Here is a 22,336-nt window from a genome sequence, read left to right as displayed (position 1 = left end):
AGTCGAGCGCCCCATCAATCGGGTTTTGCGTATTGAGCGGGTGCTTCATGATGTCCTTTTGGGAGGGCGGGAGGAGTTGTTCAGTTAGCCGCTGGACGTATTTTTACTTGAAGTTTTTGTGCCGCGATTAAACAACGGCTGCGTGGTAATCCTTGGTTAGGCTCTGTACGTAAAGTAGCTGCGCTCGGTCACGCTGCGTTAAAAACAGGCTTTTGCGCGAGTCCGACCCGATCGTTTCTCGCTTGTTTTGACTTGTTCCAGCAAACCCAGGAATGCACCGATGGCAGGGCCTGGGTACCGGACGTTGGATCACAGGTTTTGGGTGATCACCACCTTGCCAAACAGATTGCGTGCCGCAAAGCGTCGCCACGCACTGGACGCATCATCAAAAGCATAGCGGCTGTCGATCACCGGTTTGAGATCATGCCGGGCCAAGGTGGCGATGAGATCTTCCAGGTCCTGTCTGTTACCGGTGGCAATCGGTTGCAAGCGTGCCTGGCTCAGGAAAATATCCATGAACCCTGGCATTTCGCCGGCCGCCAATATGCCCACCAGTGACACTTGCCCGCCAATGGCGACCGCTTTGACCGATTGCATCAAGGTGCCGGGGCCGCCGACTTCGACCACACGGTCCACGCCACGACCGTTGGTCAGTGCCCGAACGGCCTCGCTCCAGTTCGGGTGCTCAAGGTAATTGATGACGTGGTCGGCACCCAGGTCGCGCAATTGTGCGGCTTTCTGTTCCGAGGACGTGGTAGCGATGACCTGCGCGCCAGCCGCTTTGGCCAGTTGCACGGCGAACAGTGACACGCCGCCGGTGCCTTGGGTCAGTACCCGTTGATGCGGGCCGATGCCTTTGAGTGCTGACCAAGCGGTAACGGCGGCGCAGGGCAGGGTGGCTGCGGCCTCGAAACTGATCGAGTCGGGTAACGCTACCAGCTCTTGTTGGTCAATAGTGCGATATTCGCTGGACCAGCCATCGAGCTGCAGACCGTATTGCGTGGCAAACTCACGAAAAGGCCCCGACACCCAGCCGGGAACGAACGCGTTGACCACTCGATCGCCCACCGCAAACCGGCTCACACCGGTGCCCACTGCCTCGACAATGCCGGATGCGTCCGACAGCGGTACTCGACCGTCCTGCGCGCCGAACGGCAATGAGCCATTGAGAATCGCCAAGTCTCGGTAGTTGAGGGAGGTGGCCACAATGCGCACCAGAACCTCACCTGGCCCTGGTGTCGGGATGGGCTCCTCACATAGCTCCAGGCCTTCGATGGATCCGATTTTCTGTAAACGGTAAACCTTCATGCGTCACCTCGGTCGATCAGGTCCCAATGGCCTGAATAAGGCCTATGGTGGCCTTGCTTGACTGGATGGCCCATTGCCTGGAGTATCGAAGTCTTAACCCATCGTCCAAAGTCGGCGCCATGCACCCCTTCGACTCCGTACTCAATGCCATGCACCTGGAAAGCTCCCTGTTTGTTCGTTTGCGTGGGCAGGCGCCGTGGGCGATTTCGTTTGACAGTGGGGGGCAGGCTCGGCTGTTGGTTGTTGCCAGCGGCCAGTGCTGGTTCACCCGCATAGGGCAGGCGCCTGTCGAGATCAGGGCCGGTGACTGCCTGATCATCAAGCAGGGCGTGGACGGCGTGTTGGGCGACACACCGGACACCGTCGCCATCTCCTGCTGGGAGGTGGCGGATCACGTGACAGGCCATCGGGTCACCTTTGGCGGTGAAGGGCCGGCCTGTGAGTTTTTCTCGACCCTGTTCAGCTTCGACCATGCCGCCGGCGAGCCGCTGTCAGCCTTGCTGCCTGATGTAGTGCACGTTGCCATGAGCGATTCTGATACCGGGCGCATGCTTTCGGTTCTTGAACAGATCGGCCTGGAGGAGGCCCAGGATGGGTTGGGCACGCCCTATATCGTCAGTCGGTTGCTGGACATTCTGTTCATTCAGGCGATTCGGGTGTGGGCGGCATCCGAAGGCAACATGGCCGATGGCTGGCTGGCCGGCCTGAGTCACCAGCAGTTGGCGAAAACCCTGCGGCGTATTCATGCAGACCTCGCCCATCCCTGGACGCTGGAGCAGTTGGCGCGTGATGCGGCCATGTCCCGTTCGGCGTTCGCGGCGTTGTTCAAGTCGGTTATCGGCATACCGCCGTTGGCCTACATTGCGACCTGGCGGATTTATCAGGCCAAGCTACTGCTGGCGGCGGGGCACTCGATTGCGATGGCGGCTGAGCAGACGGGCTACGGCTCGGATGTGGCCCTCAGTCGCGCGTTCAAGGCCGCCACCGGGGTGGCCCCCGGTCAATGGCGCAATGAGCGCCACAGGGTTGCCCGAGGCGCCTCGCTCAGCTCAAGCTGACTTCACATTCATGGTGATTTTGGCCGTAAACACTTTCACATCCGCCTCATCAAAAATATCCACCGAGACGATCTTGTCGCCTGCGCTGTTCCAGTCAACGCCACTGCCATCGGCAATTGCGCGGATGCCGGTTTTGGCTTTTGCCAGGTACTCAACGGTCATGCCCTTCGGAATCCACTTGCCGCCCGCGGGAATGGATACGTCCGTCAGCATGCCGCCCGCCAGTTCAGCGGCGTTGCACAAGGCAATGGCATGCACTGATGCCAAGTGATTGGTGATTTCTTTGCGAAACGGCACTTTAACCAGCGCATAACCGGGCCTCAGCTCAGCCACTTCCGGGGTAATAGTGCTGAAGTAAGGGGCCATCTGGCAGACCATGTTGCTGAATGCAGATGATCCGACGCTGTTGAACATGCTCAGGGCTTGGCTCATGGAACACGACCTTCTTGTTGCTTGCAGAATATTGCTCTGTTACAGAACATAATTCTGTATTTGACAGGTGTCAAGCGCCGCTTCCTGCAGGCCCCGTGGTCGTCGTACCATTCGTCTTTTTCAGGCGCACCCGCATGGAATCTGATCTGCTAGACCGTGTTTTTCCCGGGAGACGCGGCGACCTTAAACGCGCCATCCTGCGCCAGGCTTTGCGCTCCTTTAACGATATGGGTATTGAAGCCACTACCATCGAGGCCATTCGTGCCGAATGCGACACCAGCGTGGGGGCGATTTACCACCACTTTCAAAGCAAGGAAGGGCTGGTGGCGGCGCTGTTTTTTGCAGCGCTTGATGACCAGGAACGGCTGCGCGACGCCTACCTGCAACACGCAGGTGACGCCAAGGCCGGGGTACTGGCGCTGGTGCACAGCTATGTCGACTGGGTGGACGCGCAACCGGACTGGGCACGATTTGTCCTGCAGGGGCGCTTTGCCGTGGCCACCGGTCCGTTCAAGGAAGAACTCGCCGCCCGCAACAAGCAGCGCAACAAGAAGTTGCTGGAATGGATGACCGCGCAAGGCATCGCCGAGCATTTTGCGCACGTGCCTGCCGAGTTATTGCCGTCGCTGATCATTGGTCAGGCAGAAAATTATTCACGGGCCTGGCTATCGAAACGTGTGGTTAATAGCCCCAGGCACTATCGGGACATGCTGGGGCGGGCGGCGTGGCAGTCGATCGAAACGGCGGCCAAAGCGGGTTAGCCTCATGCCGCACGGGTTTGCAGGCTTGATCTACAGTGTGCTGATTGAAGTGCGGACTGCATCAGACTCATGACTGCAGCCGCACTTGTTCAGTCAAGCGCTAATCAAAACACAAAGCGTGCCACCATGCCGTTCAGGGCCACTGCCAATCTCGACAACTCATGACTGGCGGCACTGGTCTGATTGGCCCCGGCTGCCGACTGAGTGGCCAGGTCACGAATGTTCACCAGATTCCGGTCCACTTCGCGAGACACTTGGGCCTGCTCTTCCGAGGCGCTGGCGATCACCAGGTTGCGTTCGTTTATTTTCGAAATGGCTTCGGTGATCTGCTCAAGCGCTTCTCCGGCAGCCCGGGCAAGCTCCAGGGTGGTAAGCGTGCGGCTGGTGTTCAAACTCATCGACTGCACGGCATTGCCGGTTCCGCTTTGAATACCGGCGACCATCTGTTCGATCTCTCGAGTCGATTGCGCCGTACGGTGGGCCAAAGCCCGAACCTCATCGGCCACCACCGCAAAGCCACGACCTGCTTCGCCAGCCCTTGCAGCTTCGATTGCCGCGTTCAATGCCAGCAAGTTGGTTTGCTCGGCAATGGAGCGAATCACATCCAGCACCTTGCCGATGTCCCGGCCCTGTTCTGCCAGGCCTTCAATCAGGTTGGAGGTGGTCTGCACATCCTGGGTCATGGCCTGAATTGCTTGTACGGTCTGCACGACCTTGTCGCGACCCTGACGCGCTGTATCCGTTGACTGCTCTGAAGCTTGGGAGGTGGACACGGCATTGCGCGCAACTTCCTCGACAGCGGCGGTCATTTCGTTCACGGCAGTCGCTGCCTGTTCAATTTCATCGTTTTGCTTTTGCAAACCACGGGACGACTCTTCAGTGACTGCGCTCAACTCTTCTGCGGCAGAGGCCAATTGCGTGGCCGACCCTGAAATCATCTGGATAGTCGTGCGCAGGTTCTGCTGCATGACCACCAACGCTTCAAGCAATCGCGCCGGCTCGTCCTTGCCATCGACTTCAATGTGTTTGGTCAGGTTGCCCGCTGCGATTTCCTGAGCAACGCTCACTGCTCGCGACAAAGGCGCCACAATACTGCGGGTCAGTAACCAGGCGAGCAGGACCGTCATCATTGATGCAATTATCGCCACGGCAATAATGGCAACCGTTGCACCGTCATATTGCTGCCCAGCTATTTGAGAGCCTGCAATAGCAGCGGCTCGGTTGATATCAACCAGATCCTTGAGTTGTTTGGTCATCAAGTCAGAAGTTTGTCGCATACCCGTGTTAATCATGGTCCGGGTTTCTTCGGTCTTGTTCTCACGCGACAGCTGCAATGCCTGATTGAGTAACCCAAGATACTGAGTCAGTGTTGTATCGAACTGTTGATAAGTAGCTCTCTCTTGCGCCTCGGCCGGTAGCGCACTATAAGCGGACTTGGCCGTTTGCAATTGGGTCGTTACTTCAGCAATTCGCTGATCGGTTTCCTGCAGCATTTCAGGTTCGCGATTGACCAATAAGCGTAACGAAAGGACCCTCAGGCGCAGTACGGCTTCGTTAACGTTGCCTATCAGCGTGATGCTCGGCATGGTGTTGGTTTCCATGTCGACCGTGGCCTGGCGGATCAGGCTCATGCGGTTCAGCGCAAAAAGCCCCAGCGCGACGACCAATAGAGCAATGAACGCAAAACCAAGAAACGCCCGTGGAGCGATATTCATGTTTCTTATAGACATAAATTTTTCTCAGTGAAGTAAACAGCAAAAGCGCTTCATGCCCTAACCGTTACGCCGCAACCTGCCCTGTAGGATCCTGCCTTGTTAAACCGACGTTTAGACAAGAGGATCTGCGTTCGTAACACCTTGTTACTTCTATCGGCAGGCGTTAGGGAATTGTTGAGGAGATATTTAATTCTATTTTTTGACGCCAATAAGGTGGCTGGCGAGGACGGCAAAATTTCCGTGGCAACGGTATAGGTTCAATGAGGGCAGTGATATTCGCAAAAACTATCAGTTTGCGATTTTTTCGCAGAAACCCCAATCCGGCCGTCAGTTGATCTCAGGTGTTCTCGTCGTTGATCCATGAGGAGACAATCACTCTGGATTTGGAGTCGTGAATGGGTCATAGGCATGGATCATCAACGACTTGCGCTCGGTTGCGAGTAACAGCGGGCTGCCTCACCTTACGGCTTAATCCGGGGGTTTTGCCGGTAATGCGCTTGAAGGCACGACTGAAAGCGGCCTGCGATGTGTAGCCCAGACGCTGCGCTACCTCTTCAATCGGCAGCCTTTCCAGGGTCAGCCACTGGCTCGCAAGCCGCATTCGCAGTTCGGTGACATAGCGCAGCGGGGCCATGCCAATCGTCACCTGGAAGCGCTCCGCGAACACCGAACGTGAGGTATTACAGTGCGCTGCCAACTGCGCAACAGTCCAGTCGCGGCCCGGTTGCTGATGGAGCGCAAGCAGTGCGCCAGCCAGGCGTGGATCGCGCAAGGCGGCGACCAGGCCTGAAGCATTGCCGCAGGCGCATTCCACCCAGCCGCGAACGACCATGGCAGCCACCACGTCGGCCAAACGCGCAAGGATACCGGCGAAGCCGACCCGTGCGCTGCTAACCTCGCGTTCCATGGTTGTCAGGATCGGTACCAGACCGGGGTAACGCTGACCGCCGGCATCAATCAGCATCACGCCCGGCATCAGCCGGCCAAGGCCATGGATGCTGCCCAGTTCAAACTCCATACAACCACTGAACAACGTAGTGCTTGGCGTGGGCCTGGCATCGGCTCCGGTATCCACTGCGCTGACGGTGTCACCGAGCGGGGCGCCGTCCAGGCGGTTAATGTCTAGAACCGGCGCGCCAGGGTGCGAAAGCAGTTGATGGGCTGCGCCATGGGAGATGAACACGGCGTTGCCGGCAGACAGCGCGTAGTGGGTGCCATCCTCCATTTGCAGCACCGCATTGCCGACGGCTATGAAGTGGAACCAGGCGTGCCCAGGTTTTTCCGTGAACCCCAAGCCGAAGGTAGGGCCTGCCTGAATACGCCGGTATTCGACGCCGCGCAGGCGCATGCCGCGCAACAGTTCGTTAATGAGGTCCGAGGAAAGAGCAAACTGGTCTGCAGGCATCATTCAGGTGTTTTGGTCAAAAAACAGAGATTTTCAATCATAGATCATCCGGATTCGGACGCCTAGACTTCGGTTCGTAATGAAGATTGGGAGATCCGTACGATGAATGACTGTGCATGTAAGGCCGTACCCGACCGCCATACTGGCGTCGGGTTGGATGTAGAGCCTGCGACCCCCGCGTGGCTGGCGGTCTTTTCGTTGGCAATGGGGGTATTCGGGTTACTGACCGCTGAGTACCTTCCGGCCAGTTTGTTGACGCTGATGGCCACTGACCTTGGCGTGTCCGAAGCGCTGGCTGGCCAGGCGGTAACGGTGACAGCAGTCGTCGCGCTGTTCGCCGGCCTGTTGGTGCCAGGCCTGACCCGTGGTATCGACCGGCGTTGGGTGTTGCTGGGCTTTTCCACGTTGATGGTCGCCTCCAATCTGTTGGTCGCCGTTTCCTCCAGCTTCGCGGTGCTGTTGTTGATGCGTATCTTGCTGGGTATTGCCCTTGGCGGGTTCTGGAGCATGGCGGCGGCGGTCGCGATGCGCTTGGTGCCGAGCGCTTTGTTGCCACGGGCGCTGTCGATCATTTTTAGCGGCATTGCCATCGGGACAGTCGTTGCCGTGCCGCTGGGCAGCTATCTGGGCGGGTTGTATGGCTGGCGCAGCGCGTTCTTTGCAGCGGCGGCGGTTGGCGTGGTGACCTTGGCGTTCCAGTCGTTCACTCTGCCACCCCTTGCGCCGCGCCGGCCGGCAGGTCTGCGCACCGTGCTCGAGGTGTTGCAGCGTCCGGGCATTGCCATGGGCATGTTTGGTTGCGTGCTGGTGCACAGCGGCCACTTTGCGATGTTCACCTATGTTCGGCCATTGCTTGAAGGGACTACCGGCATCGGCCCGCAAGGGCTGTCACTGATGCTGCTGGGCTTCGGCGTGGCAAACTTCGCCGGCACGCTGCTGGCCGGGAAACTGCTGGAGCACCACCCGCTGGCCACGCTCGTATTGATGCCCGCGCTGGTCGGTATTGCAGCACTGGCGTTGGTGCTATTGCCGGCCTCGGTGCCGGGGCAGGCGATACTCCTGGCGGTCTGGGGCCTGGCCTTTGGTGGTGTGCCGGTGGCGTGGTCGAACTGGGTTGCCAGTGCGGTCCCCGATCAGGCGGAAAGCGCCGGGGGCATGGTGGTGGCATCTGTGCAGTCCGCCATCGCAACAGGCGCCGCCGCTGGCGGTGCAATGTTCAGCCTCGGTGGCAGCGCAGGCGTATTCGTCGCAGCGGCCGTGTTGATGCTGCTGGCCGCGCTGCTGATTGCGCTGCGGGTCCGGGTCCCATCTGGCCATGGCGTTGGCCAGCCCAAGCCTGCGTTGCATCTTTGATTCGGTTTGCCAAATCGTCTTGATCCCGTCCGTGATCAGGAGTTAACCCGGCAACGATACGACGTCTCACCAAGTACGCCTCACGTCTTTGCCAGGTTGAGTTACACAGCACGGACACCTGTTCGATGCGATAGCCGGAAGGGTACGGTGTGTTCGTGATCCAGGTGGGCAACGTTTGATGGCAGGGAGGTGTAGGTCAGAGACTATCTGGATCCCCAAAAAACATTTTTACTGGGCTCTAGGGCGGTAGTTACAGCCTGAAAAAAACGAATTATGCCCCCAGTTATGCCCCCATTCACACCGGGCGTACGAGCGATCGCGAACGGCGTTTGCCGACACGGACCTGGGTGGCCGTGGCTGGTATTCAGTGCGCCTCCATATACTAGATGAGCAACCCGAATGGGGCAAATCCGTGGTCGCTCGGAAGAGGGTTCTGAGTTGATATCCCTAAGCGGACTTTTCGGGTCTGTCTCTCTGCATCTATCCAGAAATTGGCTCGCGAGATGCTCATGCTCTGCGCGATGTTGCAATACGCGGTTGCCAGGGGGATCGATCCGCGTGTCCATCGCCACCAGGCGCCTAGACACGGAATCAGCATTGAGACGGTGCCGCTGATCTCCGATATTCGGAGGCGCTTTTACAGGCTGCTGTGGAGGGCGCAGGGACCATTCTGACGCCTGATTGGCAGGCCGGGGCGGCGGTGCGCGATGGCACGCTTGTACAAATATTGAGGCAATGGGAAGGCCCGGCACCGGGTGGGATCTATGCCGTGATGCCCCCGGGGCGATTGGTTCCGACGAAGACAAGGGTGTTTGTCGATCAAATTACCCATGCGATTCAGGCGGCCTGGGAGCAGTAAAAAGAGATCCCCAATTAACAAAATAAAATTGTGTTTGTGAAAAATTTATATTGATTTTTTTTAGGTTGGTTCGGCTTTAGCATAAATCCACCTTCAAAAAACGTCGGGCAGCGACCACGGTGTCCGGCACCACAAACCAATAAAAATTGTTATCGGAGTCCTGATGAGTCTTTCTCCTTTCCACCTCGCAATCCCTGTGTATGACCTGGCAGCTACGCGCACCTTTTACGGTGAGGTATTCGGCCTTGCCGAAGGCCGCTCAAGCGAGCAGTGGGTAGATTTCGATTTCTACGGCCACCAGTTGGTCATCCATGAACACCCGAAAACTGCTTCTCAGGAAAGCGTGCACAGCAACCCGGTAGACGGCCACGACGTACCGGTTCCGCACTTCGGCATCATTCTGGAATGGGCTCAATGGGAAGCACTGGCCGAGCGTTTGAAATCCTTCGGTACCAAGTTTGTTATCGAACCTTACATTCGCTTTAAAGGCCAAGTCGGCGAGCAAGCCACCATGTTCCTGTTCGACCCGTGCGGCAACGCGCTTGAGTTCAAAGCGTTCAAGGATATGAGCCAGCTCTTCGCAAAATAATAAAAATCTGGAGCACGTTAAAGCGTGCTCCAGAAAACATAAATGAGCTGGAAGCTCATGAATCTAGCTACTGCCGTCACGCAGTCCTTTCATTCCAACAAAAAGGCTAGACATGAAACGTATCCCCTTAGTTTGGCAAATCGTTGCCGGGCTGTTGCTTGGCGTGCTCGTGGGTTGGTATTTCAATACCCACCCGGAAAATCAAGTGTGGGTCAGTACCGAGATCCTTAAACCGCTCGGTGATATCTTCATCAAGATGATGAAGATGGTCGTCGTGCCGATTGTTTTCTGCTGCATGATCCTCGGCATTGCCGGGGGCGGTGATAACAAATCGTTCGGGCGCATGGGCGCAAAGTCGTTGATCTACTTCTTTGCAATCACCAGCCTCGCCATCGTGCTCGGCTTGTGTTTCGCCAACCTGTTCGAGCCGGGTAAAGGCACCGAAATCGCGGGCATCGCGCACAACGCAGCAGCCGTGCATATGGAGCCGTCGAAAGGCGCGCTGATCATCCTGCAGAACATCGTGCCCGATAACGTGATTGTCGCGATGTCGGAAGGGAAGTTGCTGTCGGTGCTGTTCTTTGCGGTGCTGCTGGGCATGGCGTTGAACACGTTGCCCAAAGCCAAAAGTGCGCCGGTTGTAGCGGTTGTGCAGGGCTTCTCCGACGCCATGTTCAAGGTGGTGTCGTTTGTCATGGCCTACGCACCGATCGGTGTATTCGGCATGATCGGCGCCACTGTAGCGACCTTCGGATTTGCCTCGTTGCTGCCGTTGCTCAAGTTGATCGGTGTGGTGTACCTGGCGCTGATTACCTTTGCCCTGGTGATGCTCGGCGGTATCTGCTACCTGATCGGCGAAAACGTCTTCAAGTTGATCAAGTACTTCCGCGATGAGCTGATTCTGGCCTTCTCCAGTGCAGCTTCTGCGGCTGTCATGCCGCAGTTGATGACCAAGCTGGAAGCCTACGGCGTGCCTCGGCGAATCGTCAGCTTCGTGGTGCCGGTGGGTTATGCGTTTAACCTGGACGGTGCTTCGATCTTCCTCGGGGTGGCGACGATCTTCATTGCCCAGCTCTATGGCATCGACCTGTCACTGACTCAGCAGATTTTGCTGGTGGTCACGATGGTGCTGACGTCCAAGGGCGCTGCGGGTGTACCTGGGTTTGCCATCATCATTCTGTCGGCCACCTTGGCATCTGCCGGGCTGCCGCTGGAAGGGGTCGCGTTGATTGCCGGGATCTTCCGGATCATCGACAGCGGCACTACCACCTTGAACGTGCTGGGTAATGCAATTGCACCCCTGGTTATCGCCAAGTGGGAGAAAGCACCCTTGGAGCGAAAAAGCGCTGTAGGGGGCGAACAGAACGCTTAATCAGTGACACACAAGAGCCTTCCACGTTAACCGCGTCGAGGGCTCTTTTTTTGGCTGATAAACCAATAAGAAATTGTTGCGTGTTCATTCTTTTCAGGCGCCGGGGTGCCCAGTTCCGATAACGAATCGCGCCCTGTTAGTTGCCACTGTGCTGCCATTATTTATAAAAAAAACAGGTGGTCTATGTGCAAGAAATCAGAGTTCTATCGGACGCGTCGCTGCGTCGCACTGTGGATGATGTTGCTATTTATGGGTATCTATCAACCGGCAATCGCCAGCCCACGCACTGCGTTGACGCACTCTGCGGTGGCCGTACCTGACCAAATCGCTGCGAACACCGCCAACGCAATCTTTGCCAAAGGCGGGAATGCCGTGGATGCGGCCGTCGCTGTTGCCTTTTCCCTGGCCGTGACCTACCCCGAAGCCGGGAATATCGGCGGCGGCGGTTTCATGACCGTTTATTACAAGGGCAAACCCTACTTTCTCGATTACCGCGAGCGTGCGCCGCTGAAAGCGACGCGAGACATGTTCGTCGACAGCTCGGGTAAAAAAGTGATTGCTGCCGACCAACCGCAAGGCAGTGTGATCGGCCACCGGTCGGTGGGCGTGCCGGGCACGGTCGCCGGCATGTGGGAGGCGCACAAGCGCTTTGGCAAGCTCAAATGGGCGCAGCTTATCGAGCCGGCCATTGGCTATGCGCACCACGGCTTCGTCGTCGATGACGCACTGGCCAGTATTGCTGCAAGCGAAAACGCTAAACGCTTCGCCGGTAAAACCAACTTCGCTGAACATTTCGGCAAGCTGCAGGCAGGAACCACCTTCAAGCAGCCTGAACTTGAGGCGGTTCTCAAGCGCATCGCCGCGCAGGGACCGAAAGGTTTTTACGCTGGTAAAACCGCTGCGCTGATCGTGACCGATATGAGTGCCAATGGCGGCCTGATCAGCGCGCAGGACCTGGCCGACTACAAAGCCGTGTGGCGTACGCCGATACAAGCCAACTGGAATGGCTTTCAGATTGTCACCGCTCCACCGCCCAGCTCCGGCGGGGTCGCGCTGGTGCAACTGTTGAAGATGAAAGAGATGCGCCGCGAGGATTTCCAGGGCGTGCCGCTCAATTCCGCGCGCTATATGCACCTGGTGGCGGAGATCGAGAAGCGTGTGTTTGCCGATCGGGCGCAGTACCTGGGCGATCCGGATTTTTATACGGTGCCGGTGCATGAATTGATCGACGAACACTACCTGGCGGGCCGGGCGTCGCAGGTCAATTTGTCGGTCCCTTCGGACACCAATAAGGTCGTCGCCGGTTTGAATATCGAATCGCCGGAGAAACCCCAGACCACGCACTTCTCAATCGTCGATAAATGGGGCAATGCCGTTTCCAACACCTACACGCTCAATGGCTTTTTCGGCTCCGGTGTAGTCGCGGAAAAAACCGGCATTTTGCTAAATGATGAGATGGATGACTTTTCGGCACTGGCGGGGGTGCCCAATCAGATGGGCGTCGTGGGTACTGATACCAATGCTATCGAACCCGGAAAGCGGCCATTGTCTTCGATGACTCCGACGATTTTCCTGAAGGACGGCAAGGTCGCCCTGGTCATTGGTACACCGGGTGGCTCGCGGATTTTCACGTCGATCTTTCAGGTTGTCAGTAACGTGTATGACTTCCACCTAGGGCTAAAAGACGCGGTGGGTGCGATGCGCTTTCACCACCAGTTGCTGCCTGCCAATACGATCTTCTGGGAGCCCTACGCGCCGATTTCCGGGCAACTGGCGGCGGACCTTGACGTCGCTGGCTACTACCTGGCTAACCAAGGCTTCAACGGTGATATTCAGGCAATCCGCGTTGAGCACGGCGTGCCTGAACCCGTATCTGATCCCAGGGGGAGGGGCGTCACGTCCATCGCCAAGTAGCGGGCCAATCCGCTCGTCTGGCATACGAGCATTTGGGCAGAAGCACTCGGTAAGGGGTGGTCATCCAGGTGGATCGAGATCCACCAGAGCCCACGCCCCAGTGCTAGTTCTTTATCCTGCGCTGAGGCGTTCGCTTGCCTGAGAAGAATCTAAAGTTAGGCGAGCGATTCAAATGAATTTGCATCAATCTCAGCGCGCCTGAATGCCAGGATTGCACGCTCATGCACCGCTCCCCACTCCCGCATCGCGCTGATCAGTGGGGCAAGCGTGTTGCCTAATTCTGTGAGGGAATACTCGACCTTGGGCGGGACCTCTCGATAGATTTCGCGATGGATAACCTTATCTGTCTCCAGCTCTCTGAGTTGTAGTGTGAGCATTCTCTGGGTCACATCTGGCATCAGCCGGCGCAATTCGTTGAACCGCTTCGTTCCTGACATCAGATGGAACAGTATGAGCGATTTCCATTTGCCGCCGATGACATCCACTGTGAAGGCGACAGGACAGGCAAACGCTTCAACTTCACTCTGTGGGGCGCATTTCTTCAAAGGGATCTCCTAGGTATAAAAAATGTACCTACAGCACAAAAATGTGCGTACTTACGCAAATCGGCTATGCACATTATCATTATTCCATATCGATCACTATGGAATTAGTTAGATGAGTTTGCTGCTGTCCCCTCATGAAATTAAAGGCCTTAAACTGAAAAACCGCGTGGTCATGTCGCCCATGTGCATGCACATGGCTGCCGATGATGGCTTTGTCACTGACTGGCATCGGGTGCATTACGGTGCTCGCGCCTTGGGCCAGGCGGGGCTGATTTTCCCGGAAACGTTGGCAGTCCACGCCGACGGTCGTATCGGGGCCGGTGACCTCGGTATCTGGAGCGACGCACACATCGTCGGCTTGAAAGCGCTGACCGAACTGCTTCACAGCTTTGGTGCAAAAGCCGGTGCTCAGATCGGCCATGCGGGGCGCAACGCTGACCTGCCCAATCTCATTCACATCGCGCCATCGGCTATCCCGTTCACGGAAACCAGCCCCGTGCCTCGCGCACTCGCGGCTGAGGAAATTCCGGGGTTGGTAAAGCTCTACGGCGATGCCGCACGACGTGCCAGTGAAGCGGGCTTTGATGTGCTTGAGATCCATGCCGCACATGGTTATTTGCTGAGTGAGTTCCTCTCACCACTCGCCAATACCCGCGACGACGAATATGGCGGTGATGCCAAGCGTCGCTATCGCTTCCTGCGCGAAGTGCTGGAGGAAGTCAAAACCCATTGGGGCGATCGCCCTCTGTTTGTTCGTATCTCCAGCTCTGATTACGCCGAAGGCGGGAATACCCCCGAGTCGTTCCTTGAATACGGTCGCTGGATGAAAGAGCAGGGCGTCGATCTGATCGACTGCAGCTCCGGCGGGATCAAGATGATCAAGGTGCAGACCTATCCTGGTTACCAAGTCCCGGCCGCTGAGTTGCTGCGCAAAGAATTGCATATTGCGACGGGTGCGGTGGGTGTCATCCAGAGTGGTCGTCAGGCCGAAGACATCCTGCAAAACGGCCGAGCTGACTTGGTGTTTGTCGGCCGACAAATGCTGCGTGATCCGTTCTGGGTGCGCACGGCAGCAGATGATTTGAAAGAAATCATTGAGATTCCTGCTGCCTACACGCGTTACGGGTCTGTATGGCTTGATACCAAAGCCTGAACTTGTCCACGTCGAACGCGCGCCGCTGGGGCGCGCTAATCCTCAATCCTATGAAGCAGGAGTCAACCATGAGCAAACCTACTTACGTACACGAATATCAAGCCGTCACCGAGGTGCTGAACCAGTACATCGAGGGCTGCAAGCAAGCAAAAAGCAGCCTCATGAAGCCAGCTTTCAATGAACAAGCGACCATGTTTAGCGTCGATGGCGACGGTAAGCTGGCCGGTGGCGCAATTCCAATCCTGTTCAAGGGGATTGATGAGGGTTTTCGCCCCTCTCCAGATGCACCGGCAGCTATCGTCCGCATTGAGATTGTCGGTACGGCGGCCAGCGCGCGCATCGACGCCAACGACATGTCAGGCATTTCTTTCACCGACTTTTTCCATCTGCTGAAAGTCGATGGCAAGTGGACGGTCGTCAGCAAGATCTTTCACACCCACGTCGCGCCTTGAACCTCTGTCGTCCTTGAGTCTGCTGTAGCTGATTGCTTCCCGGCACTCAGCCATACAAATGGAACCGTCATGAAAACCCTTACCTCCGCTCTCGCTTTTACGGTCGTTACTCTTGCGCCGGGTAGTGCCTCCGCCACCACATACCCGGGAGTTGAGCACAACACGGCGAAACTCTTGCAATCGCTTGAAGGTGTGCCGACGCTCGATTCCATGAAGCCGGTCGATGCCCGTGCCGCGCTTGCGGGCGCCCAGGCTGCCCCTCAAGTGGCCTTGCCAGCAGCTGATGTCAGTGAGAAGACGATCCGCGTCAACGGCAGCGATCTGAAGTTGACCATCGTGCGCCCGGTCGGTAGCCAACAAAAGACGCTGCCCGCGTTCATGTATTTCCATGGCGGCGGCTGGGTGTTGGGCGACTTCCCGACCCACGAACGACTGGTGCGTGACCTGGTGGTAGGCTCGGGTGCGGTGGCGGTCTTCGTCAACTACAGCCTCTCGCCAGAGGCAGCATATGGCGTCGCCACCGAGCAAGCCTATGCCGCGACAAAATGGGTCGCTGAACATGGCGAAGATATCAAGGTAGACGGCACTCGCCTCGCCGTAGCCGGCAATAGTGCTGGGGGGAACATTGCCGCCGTAGTTGCCCTGATGGCGAACGAGAAGGGTGGACCTGCACTGCGCTCGCAAGTGTTGCTGTGCCCAGTGACAGATTCCAATTTTGACACGCCGTCGTACAAGGAGTTTGCCAACGGCTATTTCCTGACGAAGGACATGATGGCCTGGTTCTGGGACAATTACGCACCCGACGCCGAGACACGCAAACAGATTTACGCTTCTCCACTGCAGGCCACGACCGAACAGTTGAAGGGCTTGCCCCCGACGCTGATCCAGACAGCCGAATTCGATGTCCTACGCGATGAAGCTGAAGCTTACGGCCGCAAGCTCGACGCTGCGGGTGTGCCTGTGAAGACGGTTCGCTACAACGGCATGATTCACGATTTCGGTCTGTCGAACGGCTTCAGCCATCTGCCGACGCCGCGCAGCGCGATTGCGCAGGCTTCTCAGGAACTTAAGATCAACCTGAGCAAGTAATTTCAAAAACAAAGAACCCGCAGGTCACGGTGAAACTGCGGGCTTCGTCATTGAAAACACCTCGTCATCTCATTGCGAAGCTGCTTGCGCACAGTCGAATTCCGGAGTTTCTGCTGCGTTTGTGCGGTTGAGCATGTTTCAATAATTGCACTCATTATGAAGAGCGACTAAATGAAAGTTATATCTATTAAGCAGTTGTTTTTTTTGGCCTTGATTTCAACCTTTGGTGCGATGGCTCAAGCGGAAAACGCACCAGGTGGCCCACAAGTTCTCAGCAGTAAAACAGTCAGCAAAGCTACGTATGTAGAAGACTATCAAGCTATTACAGAGGTGCTTAACAAGTATATTGAGGGTTGCAAGCAGGCCAAGAGCAGTATTATGAAACCCGCTTTCAATGAACACGCGACGATGTACAGCGTCGGTGCCGATGGCAAGTTGGACGGCGGCGCGATTCCAATCCTGTTCGAGGGAATTGACAAGAATTTCCGTCCATCTCCCGACGCGCAGGCCGCGATTACTCGTATTGAAATCGTCGGTAATGCCGCGAGTGCTCGTATCGACGCCAACGGCATGTCAGGCCTCTCTTTCACCGACTTCTTCCAGTTGCTGAAAGTAGAAGGCAAGTGGACGGTCGTTAGCAAAATTTTCCAAACCCATGAAGCACCTTAACTAGTTAGGGTAGCGCTGAAAATTGAGTTCGAAATCGAAGGTGAGTTTCACGAAGTACTCGTCAGCACTTATCTAATGCTTCTTCACTGCATGCTCGGTAATCAGTTGAGCCAGTAGTTTTACTGGCTCAGTTAGACTGCGGCGTGCACGGTGCACTAAACCAATATCACGATGGAATGTACGTTGTTTCAGGTCGATTGCACGTACCTCGGCAGGCCATTCTTCACGGGTGGCCGTTTCTGGCACCAAGGCGACTCCAACGCCGTTTGCAACCAGTTTGACGATTGCATCCAGTTCATCGAGCTCGCAGACTTCGTGTAATGAAAAATGGGTTTGTCGCAGAAACCTATCAACTTGGCGTCCGCCGAAGGATGATCGGTCATAGCGTATAAAGGGTTGGCTCGATACCAATTCAGCCCAATCGTCTCCCGGCATATCGGCGGGGACGATCAGCCGGTAAGGTTCACGCGCCAAGGTTGTCCAGCGCAGATCACTGTGAAGCGAGAAGGGCGGGCGGATTATCGCGGCCATATCGATTTCGCCTGAATCGACTTGGTTCACCAACTCCATCGACAAGCCGGGGAGCACTCGCGTCCTGCATTGCGCAGATCGTTGATGAAATTCAGCCAGGGCATCTGGCAAGAAGGAGCGCTGAACCGAGGCAATCGCTCCAATGGTGACCAAAACGTTCGCAGGAAGACCCACCGATGTCGAGCCCAGATCTTTAAATTGGCGTACCAGTTCCTGACCCTGCGCCAAAACCTGGTGACCCATTCGATTTAGCTGAGCCGAGCGTCCCTTACGGTCGAATAGCTGTACCCCTAGCTCCGCCTCAAGGCGTTGCATCTGGGCGCTGACGGCGGCTTGGGTGAGGCCGATTTTGCTGCCGGCAGCCGCAAATGTGCCTTCTCTCGCCACAGCGATAAGTGTTTTCAGTTCTTTGATCATGCTCAAATAATAATTATGTTTTGCTTCGAAATATATTTATATTTTTGTCGCTGAAGCGCTACGTAAAATTGCTTCCGATACAGGTGAACAAACGTCAGGCACTCTAGCGGGCGCCTGACGCTAGATCATTTTTTTGCTAGCATGCGCGGCATTATGAAGAAACCCGCCCATGACATGCGCCAGCACATCATCGATGTCGCCAGGTCGCTGATGACCCAGAAAGGTTACACCGCCGTCGGCCTTACCGAGCTGCTCGCGGCAGCGGGTGTACCTAAAGGGTCGTTCTATCACTACTTTCGATCAAAGGACGAGTTCGGCCAAGCGCTGCTCGAAGAGTACTTTGACGAGTACCTCACGCGTGTCGATGTGCAGTTGGCCAGTGAGGGCTCCGCCGCCGAACGTCTGCTGAGCTATCTACGCTATTGGGCCGAGACACAGGCGTTTGATCACACCGATCAAAAATGCCTGGTAGTCAAATTGGGTGCGGAAGTGTGTGACCTGTCAGAAAACATGCGCGGTGTGCTTGAGAAGGGTACCGCCCTGATCATCGAGCGGATGAGTCGTTGTGTTGAGCAGGGTAAAGCGGATGGCTCCATAAGAGCATCCGTTGATTCAGCAATACTGGCTGAAGCGCTTTACCAGATGTGGTTGGGCGCGTCGTTGCTGGTCAAAGTCAACAAAACACGTGAGCCTTTTGACGCTGCGCTTGATATGAGCCGACGCTTGTTGGCTTAGTGTCGATCGGCCGGCTTGGTCATGCTGCCCGATGGCACCACATGAATGCCAGGGGCCTGACTGATCGCGGCGTCAAGCAATGCCCGCGCAATCAGCGCCGGGGGATTGAGACGCCAGCGTTCAGGTAATAGCGGCGATGCAAGTTTGAGCATCCGGATCAGTGCACGCTCTGCATGGCGTACCTCCTCACGCTTGCCTCCGATGACACCCGGCCGCACGTACGTCAGCGATTCAAACCCCACCTTCGCCAGATCCTGTTCCAGGCGGCCTTTGACCTGGTTATAGAAAAACGAAGATCCCACATCTGCGCCGATAGCCGAATTGAGCACGTAGGTCGGCGTTCCATGCGCGCGTGCGAGCCTGGCCACTGCCAATGGATAGGTGTGGTCGACTCGCTCGAAGGCTGCCCTGGAGCCAGCTGTTTTAAGCGTGGTACCCAGCGTGCAGATCACAGCATCTGCTTGCCAGCGATCAGCCTGTTCGTCCAAGTGATCAAAATCGATGGGCGTGGCGATGAGTTTAGGGTGCGCCGCCAAAGTCTTGCGTGTTGGCGCGTAGACCTTGCCGACGCGCGGATCCGACAGGGCCAGATCCAGTACATGGCTGCCAACCAGCCCGCTTGCGCCGACCAGTAGCAGCTTGAATGTTGTGGGTTCGTTCATGCTTGAGTGCTATTCGGCACAAAACTCTGGATAGCCTCGTTGACCGGTGTGCTGCCTTGGGTCAGTTCGATAATGACGCGACTGACGCCGGGCTGTTCGATGATCTGCAACAAGGCTGCGGCGACATCGTCGCGCGGCACGTCGCCATAGGGGATAGCCAGGCCAGCGTGGACCTTGCCACTGCCGGGTGAGTCCAGCAAGGTGCCGGGGCGCAGAATGACCCAATCTAGATCGCTTGCGGCCAAGTGCACATCGGCGCGTTTTTTCACGGCCATGTAGTTTTCGAAGGTCTCGGAAACTGATTTTCCACGCGATGCCTCTGGAAACGCCGACACAAGAATAAAGCGCTGAATGCCCGCCAACTCAGCCGCGGCTACGGACAGCTCAAGGCCGTGACCGTCGATGGCATCCGTCATCTGCTCGCCGCCTTTGCCGCCGGCACCCGCCGCGAATACCACGGTATCACTGCCCGCCATCAGCTTGGCCAGAGCCTCTGTGTCGAGGTCAAGCAAGTTACCCGCCACGGGGATGGCGCCGAGTGCTTCGAGTCCCTCGGCCTGTTCCGCATGACGGTATAACGAATGTGGTTGATGGCCTCGGTCTGCCAGTTGTCGAGCAAGGCTTCTGGCCACTTTACCCGAACCACCGACGATAAAAACTGAGTGCATAGTTCCTCCAGATCAGGCGATGTTTCAAAAATGTCCCCCTCAAGCGAACCTCCAAACGCGCTCGGCGAATGCACGCTGAGGGTTATTCTATATTGGTCACTACAGAAACTGTCAAGCGCCTGGGAGATTTGGCCCCATGCACCTGCCTTGTGTGCAATCGGCGCAAGAGGCCAAAAAAATCAGTCCGGAATAAACAAATAAAATTGATATATTGCATCCATATATATTGTTTTAATTGTCTGCTGGAGGCCGCTAGCATTGATGCACCATCAACAAAAGCTCAAAGAGTGGCCCCATGCAATTGCTCGGAAATTTGCTGAAAGCGGTTAAACCCTCGCCAACGCTGGTAATCACGCGCAAGGCGGCAGAGTTACGCCGCAATGGGGCCGATATCATCAGCCTGTCAACCGGCGAGCCGGACTTTCCAACCCCCGATCACATCAATGCGGCTGCCAAGGCGGCGATTGATGCAGGCCAGACCCGCTACACCGATGTAGACGGCACTCCAGAACTCAAAGCGGCGATCGTTCGAAAATTTCAGCGTGAAAACGGCATCACCTACGCGAAAGACGAAATCAGCGTCGGCACCGGCGGTAAGCAAGTGCTGATCAATGCGCTGCAGGCCACCCTTAACCCCGGGGATGAAGTCATCATTCCTGCGCCTTACTGGGTGTCCTATCCGGACATGGTGCGCCTGGCGGGGGGCACGCCCGTGGAAATCCGCTGCGCGGCCCATCAGCATTTCAAGATCACCGCTGAGCAACTCCAGCAAGCCATCACGCCGCGTACCAAGTGGCTGATTTTGAATTCGCCAAGCAACCCGACGGGTGCGGGTTATAGCGCGGCAGAGCTTGATCGGTTGGGCGCCGTATTGTTGGAGCATCCGCAGGTCTACGTGCTGACGGATGATATGTACGAGCACCTGAGTTACGACGGTTGGGTGTTTTCCACGCTGGCTTCGCAGGTGCCGGCGTTACATGGTCGCGTGCTGACCGTGAATGGCGTTTCAAAGGCCTATTCTATGACGGGCTGGCGCATTGGTTATGCGGGCGGTCCTAAACCTTTAATTGCTGCCATGGCCACCATTCAATCGCAGACCACGAGCAACCCCTGCGCAATATCCCAGGCGGCTGCCGTGGCAGCGCTGGACGGGCCTATCGATTTTCTGGCTGAGCGCAATGAAGTGTTTCGTCAGCGCAGGGATCTTTGTCTGGACGCTTTTAACACCACTCCCGGCCTGGTATGTCGCCGTCCGGAGGGCGCTTTTTATCTCTTCCCTTCATGCTCGGGGCTGTACGGGCGCAAAACGCCTGCAGGAGCGGTGCTGACTAATGACGTGGATGTCTGCCAGTACCTGCTCGAAGCCGCACAGGTGGCGGTGGTACCGGGGAGTGCGTTTGGGTTGGAGGGTTATTTCCGCATCTCCTTTGCGACCTCCACGGTGCTGCTGGAGCAGGCATGCGCGCGCATCAAGGCTGCGTGTAAACAGCTTGCTTGAATGCAGCGCGTGGTTTGGCGGAGTTGGTTCCAGTCAAGCTGACAGGGAAGGGCTCAGCATCGCTACGGCTGTTGCGCCGATGCCTTGCAGATCTTCCCTGCTGGCAGCGTCATGTGCCTGCAGGGACATGCCTTCGAGCAATGTATTCAAGGCAGCGGCGAGCAGGCGAGTGTTGGTTTCCGGTTTGAGCTGACCTTGTTCCACTGCGCGATCCAAGCGCTGCTGTAAGTAGTCACGGCCTTCCTGGCGCAAGGCCTTTAGGGTCGCGGTGACTTCACCGGCATCGTCGGAGACATTGACTGCCGCGAGGACGACCATACAGCCGCAGGGCGCCTCGGGTTCGGTCAAGATCGACGCGGAGGTGTGGAAGAACTCGCTGATGGCAAGCACTATGTCGGGCTCGGTGTCCATGCGCTCCCACGTGGCATCCCAGAACGTCGCTTCGTAGTAGGCAACCGCTTCGAGAAACAACTTGGCTTTGTTGCCGAACGCCGCATACAGGCTGGGAGGGCTGACGCCCATGGCTGAACACAATTCCGCCACAGAGGCCGGCTCGTAGCCACGCCTCCAAAACACTGCCAGCGCCTGCAGCAGAGCCTGGTCTCGATCAAACGCGCGCGGGCGTCCTTTTGCGCGTGGAACAGAGATTGGGGTGGAGTTGGTCATTGAGTGCAGCACCTTGGGGGCGTATCGCCAGACGAGCATGCCTGGAAGAAAGTTCTGCCCAATGATACACAAAATGAAATTTTCGGTTGCGTAGCGTAATTATGAGCTTTCAGTTCGGCCGTGACGGGTGCCCAAGGGCCGGTACGTTGTATCGCTCAAGCACGTGGCCAATACCGCTCAATAGCGGTATCACATGCTTCGCAATATCATCGGCGACTGCGGTGGGCACCATCTCTGCGTTTCGGCGAAAAAACAGTGGGTCCTGAAAAACCAGCCTGAGTTTGGACAGGCTGTTGCTGACCGCAGGTTGCCCAATGTTCAACCGCTCGGACGCCCTGGTGACACTTTTTTCCTGATACAGCGCAGCGAAGATCACCAGGCAATTGAGGTTGAATTGCGCAAGGCACTCGGTGTTGAACGTTGACGTGGGGGGAGGGGTGTTCATGAGCTTTACCCTGTCATTTGTCTTCGTTCGCCGTTGGTCG

Annotated in this window: 23 protein-coding genes; 13 read left to right on the top strand and 10 right to left on the bottom strand. The window is 56.7% G+C overall.

Annotated features, from left to right (window positions below):
- Positions 1-309: 309 nt before the first annotated feature.
- Complete coding sequence (locus NJC38_RS23940; RefSeq protein WP_253117357.1) at positions 310-1,308, bottom strand: NAD(P)-dependent alcohol dehydrogenase; 999 nt, start codon at positions 1,306-1,308, stop codon at positions 310-312.
- A gap of 44 nt (positions 1,309-1,352) precedes the next feature.
- Here NJC38_RS23940 and NJC38_RS23935 point away from each other — a divergent pair, with 44 nt between their 5' ends.
- Positions 1,353-2,366, top strand: coding sequence for an AraC family transcriptional regulator (locus NJC38_RS23935; RefSeq protein ID WP_197540959.1), 1,014 nt, complete (start codon positions 1,353-1,355; stop codon positions 2,364-2,366).
- Here the strand turns inward: NJC38_RS23935 and NJC38_RS23930 are convergent.
- Complete coding sequence (locus NJC38_RS23930; protein ID WP_045491581.1) at positions 2,358-2,798, bottom strand: hotdog fold domain-containing protein; 441 nt, start codon at positions 2,796-2,798, stop codon at positions 2,358-2,360. The two genes, NJC38_RS23935 and NJC38_RS23930, sit on opposite strands and share 9 nt — an antisense overlap.
- Positions 2,799-2,932: 134 nt before the next feature.
- Here NJC38_RS23930 and NJC38_RS23925 point away from each other — a divergent pair, with 134 nt between their 5' ends.
- Positions 2,933-3,559 (top strand): TetR/AcrR family transcriptional regulator, encoded by a 627-nt coding sequence (locus NJC38_RS23925; protein WP_253117356.1) that lies wholly within the window; start codon positions 2,933-2,935, stop codon positions 3,557-3,559.
- A gap of 104 nt (positions 3,560-3,663) precedes the next feature.
- Here NJC38_RS23925 and NJC38_RS23920 read toward each other — a convergent pair whose 3' ends face one another.
- Entirely contained in the window at positions 3,664-5,289 is a 1,626-nt protein-coding gene (locus tag NJC38_RS23920) for a methyl-accepting chemotaxis protein (protein ID WP_253117355.1), read from the bottom strand.
- Between the two features lie 385 nt (positions 5,290-5,674).
- A complete protein-coding gene (locus NJC38_RS23915; protein WP_253117377.1) occupies positions 5,675-6,679 on the bottom strand; it encodes an AraC family transcriptional regulator in 1,005 nt (334 codons plus the stop codon).
- A 102-nt stretch (positions 6,680-6,781) separates the two neighbouring features.
- On the opposite strand from NJC38_RS23915, the gene NJC38_RS23910 reads away from it, so the two are divergent.
- From NJC38_RS23910 to ggt, 5 genes are all read left to right on the top strand, one after another.
- Complete coding sequence (locus NJC38_RS23910; protein WP_253117354.1) at positions 6,782-8,032, top strand: MFS transporter; 1,251 nt, start codon at positions 6,782-6,784, stop codon at positions 8,030-8,032.
- A 649-nt stretch (positions 8,033-8,681) separates the two neighbouring features.
- Positions 8,682-8,891 (top strand): hypothetical protein, encoded by a 210-nt coding sequence (locus NJC38_RS23905; RefSeq protein WP_029612650.1) that lies wholly within the window; start codon positions 8,682-8,684, stop codon positions 8,889-8,891.
- Positions 8,892-9,054: 163 nt separating this feature from the next.
- Positions 9,055-9,480 carry a VOC family protein gene (locus NJC38_RS23900; protein ID WP_010656575.1) on the top strand — a complete coding sequence of 142 codons (426 nt, stop codon included), beginning with the start codon at positions 9,055-9,057 and terminating at the stop codon, positions 9,478-9,480.
- Between the two features lie 112 nt (positions 9,481-9,592).
- Positions 9,593-10,852 (top strand): cation:dicarboxylase symporter family transporter, encoded by a 1,260-nt coding sequence (locus NJC38_RS23895; protein WP_253117353.1) that lies wholly within the window; start codon positions 9,593-9,595, stop codon positions 10,850-10,852.
- A gap of 249 nt (positions 10,853-11,101) precedes the next feature.
- Positions 11,102-12,766, top strand: coding sequence for a gamma-glutamyltransferase (gene ggt / locus NJC38_RS23890; protein WP_253117376.1), 1,665 nt, complete (start codon positions 11,102-11,104; stop codon positions 12,764-12,766).
- 155 nt (positions 12,767-12,921) lie between these two features.
- On the opposite strand, the gene NJC38_RS23885 is transcribed toward ggt, so the two are convergent.
- A complete protein-coding gene (locus tag NJC38_RS23885) occupies positions 12,922-13,311 on the bottom strand; it encodes a helix-turn-helix domain-containing protein (protein ID WP_046036265.1) in 390 nt (129 codons plus the stop codon).
- 112 nt (positions 13,312-13,423) lie between these two features.
- Between NJC38_RS23885 and namA the strand changes: the two genes are divergently transcribed.
- The 4 genes from namA to NJC38_RS23865 all read left to right on the top strand — a co-directional run bounded on the left by namA (position 13,424) and on the right by NJC38_RS23865 (position 16,674).
- Positions 13,424-14,464 (top strand): NADPH dehydrogenase NamA, encoded by a 1,041-nt coding sequence (namA, locus tag NJC38_RS23880; protein ID WP_046036266.1) that lies wholly within the window; start codon positions 13,424-13,426, stop codon positions 14,462-14,464.
- 68 nt (positions 14,465-14,532) lie between these two features.
- The gene (locus NJC38_RS23875) at positions 14,533-14,916 is read left to right on the top strand and encodes a nuclear transport factor 2 family protein (protein WP_010656571.1); all 384 of its coding nucleotides are present in this window, start codon (positions 14,533-14,535) and stop codon (positions 14,914-14,916) included.
- 69 nt (positions 14,917-14,985) lie between these two features.
- On the top strand, positions 14,986-16,005 hold the full coding sequence (locus NJC38_RS23870) for an alpha/beta hydrolase (RefSeq protein WP_102060561.1): 1,020 nt from the start codon (positions 14,986-14,988) through the stop codon (positions 16,003-16,005).
- A 231-nt stretch (positions 16,006-16,236) separates the two neighbouring features.
- Positions 16,237-16,674 carry a nuclear transport factor 2 family protein gene (locus tag NJC38_RS23865; protein ID WP_046036384.1) on the top strand — a complete coding sequence of 146 codons (438 nt, stop codon included), beginning with the start codon at positions 16,237-16,239 and terminating at the stop codon, positions 16,672-16,674.
- A gap of 72 nt (positions 16,675-16,746) precedes the next feature.
- Here the strand turns inward: NJC38_RS23865 and NJC38_RS23860 are convergent, their stop codons facing one another.
- Positions 16,747-17,622 carry a LysR family transcriptional regulator gene (locus NJC38_RS23860; RefSeq protein WP_046036268.1) on the bottom strand — a complete coding sequence of 292 codons (876 nt, stop codon included), beginning with the start codon at positions 17,620-17,622 and terminating at the stop codon, positions 16,747-16,749.
- Positions 17,623-17,775: 153 nt separating this feature from the next.
- Between NJC38_RS23860 and NJC38_RS23855 the strand changes: the two genes are divergently transcribed.
- The gene (locus tag NJC38_RS23855) at positions 17,776-18,357 is read left to right on the top strand and encodes a TetR/AcrR family transcriptional regulator (RefSeq protein WP_253117352.1); all 582 of its coding nucleotides are present in this window, start codon (positions 17,776-17,778) and stop codon (positions 18,355-18,357) included.
- On the opposite strand, the gene NJC38_RS23850 is transcribed toward NJC38_RS23855, so the two are convergent.
- Positions 18,354-19,019 carry an NAD-dependent epimerase/dehydratase family protein gene (locus NJC38_RS23850; protein ID WP_253117351.1) on the bottom strand — a complete coding sequence of 222 codons (666 nt, stop codon included), beginning with the start codon at positions 19,017-19,019 and terminating at the stop codon, positions 18,354-18,356. The two genes, NJC38_RS23855 and NJC38_RS23850, sit on opposite strands and share 4 nt — an antisense overlap.
- Entirely contained in the window at positions 19,016-19,687 is a 672-nt protein-coding gene (locus NJC38_RS23845; protein WP_010656565.1) for an NAD(P)-binding oxidoreductase, read from the bottom strand. Before NJC38_RS23845 ends, NJC38_RS23850 begins: the two co-directional genes overlap by 4 nt.
- Before the next feature lie 295 nt (positions 19,688-19,982).
- On the opposite strand from NJC38_RS23845, the gene NJC38_RS23840 reads away from it, so the two are divergent.
- Complete coding sequence (locus tag NJC38_RS23840; RefSeq protein ID WP_012724343.1) at positions 19,983-21,185, top strand: pyridoxal phosphate-dependent aminotransferase; 1,203 nt, start codon at positions 19,983-19,985, stop codon at positions 21,183-21,185.
- Positions 21,186-21,218: 33 nt separating this feature from the next.
- Here the strand turns inward: NJC38_RS23840 and NJC38_RS23835 are convergent, their stop codons facing one another.
- Positions 21,219-21,851 (bottom strand): TetR/AcrR family transcriptional regulator, encoded by a 633-nt coding sequence (locus tag NJC38_RS23835; protein ID WP_010656563.1) that lies wholly within the window; start codon positions 21,849-21,851, stop codon positions 21,219-21,221.
- Between the two features lie 109 nt (positions 21,852-21,960).
- The gene (locus NJC38_RS23830; RefSeq protein WP_099491999.1) at positions 21,961-22,296 is read right to left on the bottom strand and encodes a LysR family transcriptional regulator; all 336 of its coding nucleotides are present in this window, start codon (positions 22,294-22,296) and stop codon (positions 21,961-21,963) included.
- Positions 22,297-22,336 lie beyond the last annotated feature (40 nt).

The organism is Pseudomonas sp. 21LCFQ010 (assembly GCF_024129905.1).
In the GTDB taxonomy this organism is placed as follows: domain Bacteria; phylum Pseudomonadota; class Gammaproteobacteria; order Pseudomonadales; family Pseudomonadaceae; genus Aquipseudomonas.
The sequence above is the reverse complement of the archived record's forward strand: the minus strand, read 5'-3'. Positions and strand labels throughout refer to the sequence as shown.

Coding starts and splice junctions, on each gene's coding strand:
- NJC38_RS23875 (WP_010656571.1), top strand. CDS start 14,533: ATGAGCAAACCTACTTACGTACACGAATATCAAGCCGTCACCGAGGTG.
- NJC38_RS23865 (WP_046036384.1), top strand. CDS start 16,237: ATGGCTCAAGCGGAAAACGCACCAGGTGGCCCACAAGTTCTCAGCAGT.
- namA (WP_046036266.1), top strand. CDS start 13,424: ATGAGTTTGCTGCTGTCCCCTCATGAAATTAAAGGCCTTAAACTGAAA.
- NJC38_RS23935 (WP_197540959.1), top strand. CDS start 1,353: ATGGTGGCCTTGCTTGACTGGATGGCCCATTGCCTGGAGTATCGAAGT.
- NJC38_RS23920 (WP_253117355.1), bottom strand. CDS start 5,289: ATGTCTATAAGAAACATGAATATCGCTCCACGGGCGTTTCTTGGTTTT.
- NJC38_RS23910 (WP_253117354.1), top strand. CDS start 6,782: ATGAATGACTGTGCATGTAAGGCCGTACCCGACCGCCATACTGGCGTC.
- NJC38_RS23895 (WP_253117353.1), top strand. CDS start 9,593: ATGAAACGTATCCCCTTAGTTTGGCAAATCGTTGCCGGGCTGTTGCTT.
- NJC38_RS23850 (WP_253117351.1), bottom strand. CDS start 19,019: ATGAACGAACCCACAACATTCAAGCTGCTACTGGTCGGCGCAAGCGGG.
- NJC38_RS23830 (WP_099491999.1), bottom strand. CDS start 22,296: ATGAACACCCCTCCCCCCACGTCAACGTTCAACACCGAGTGCCTTGCG.
- NJC38_RS23860 (WP_046036268.1), bottom strand. CDS start 17,622: ATGATCAAAGAACTGAAAACACTTATCGCTGTGGCGAGAGAAGGCACA.
- ggt (WP_253117376.1), top strand. CDS start 11,102: ATGGGTATCTATCAACCGGCAATCGCCAGCCCACGCACTGCGTTGACG.
- NJC38_RS23900 (WP_010656575.1), top strand. CDS start 9,055: ATGAGTCTTTCTCCTTTCCACCTCGCAATCCCTGTGTATGACCTGGCA.
- NJC38_RS23915 (WP_253117377.1), bottom strand. CDS start 6,679: ATGCCTGCAGACCAGTTTGCTCTTTCCTCGGACCTCATTAACGAACTG.
- NJC38_RS23940 (WP_253117357.1), bottom strand. CDS start 1,308: ATGAAGGTTTACCGTTTACAGAAAATCGGATCCATCGAAGGCCTGGAG.
- NJC38_RS23930 (WP_045491581.1), bottom strand. CDS start 2,798: ATGAGCCAAGCCCTGAGCATGTTCAACAGCGTCGGATCATCTGCATTC.
- NJC38_RS23840 (WP_012724343.1), top strand. CDS start 19,983: ATGCAATTGCTCGGAAATTTGCTGAAAGCGGTTAAACCCTCGCCAACG.
- NJC38_RS23925 (WP_253117356.1), top strand. CDS start 2,933: ATGGAATCTGATCTGCTAGACCGTGTTTTTCCCGGGAGACGCGGCGAC.
- NJC38_RS23845 (WP_010656565.1), bottom strand. CDS start 19,687: ATGCACTCAGTTTTTATCGTCGGTGGTTCGGGTAAAGTGGCCAGAAGC.
- NJC38_RS23855 (WP_253117352.1), top strand. CDS start 17,776: ATGAAGAAACCCGCCCATGACATGCGCCAGCACATCATCGATGTCGCC.
- NJC38_RS23835 (WP_010656563.1), bottom strand. CDS start 21,851: ATGACCAACTCCACCCCAATCTCTGTTCCACGCGCAAAAGGACGCCCG.
- NJC38_RS23870 (WP_102060561.1), top strand. CDS start 14,986: ATGAAAACCCTTACCTCCGCTCTCGCTTTTACGGTCGTTACTCTTGCG.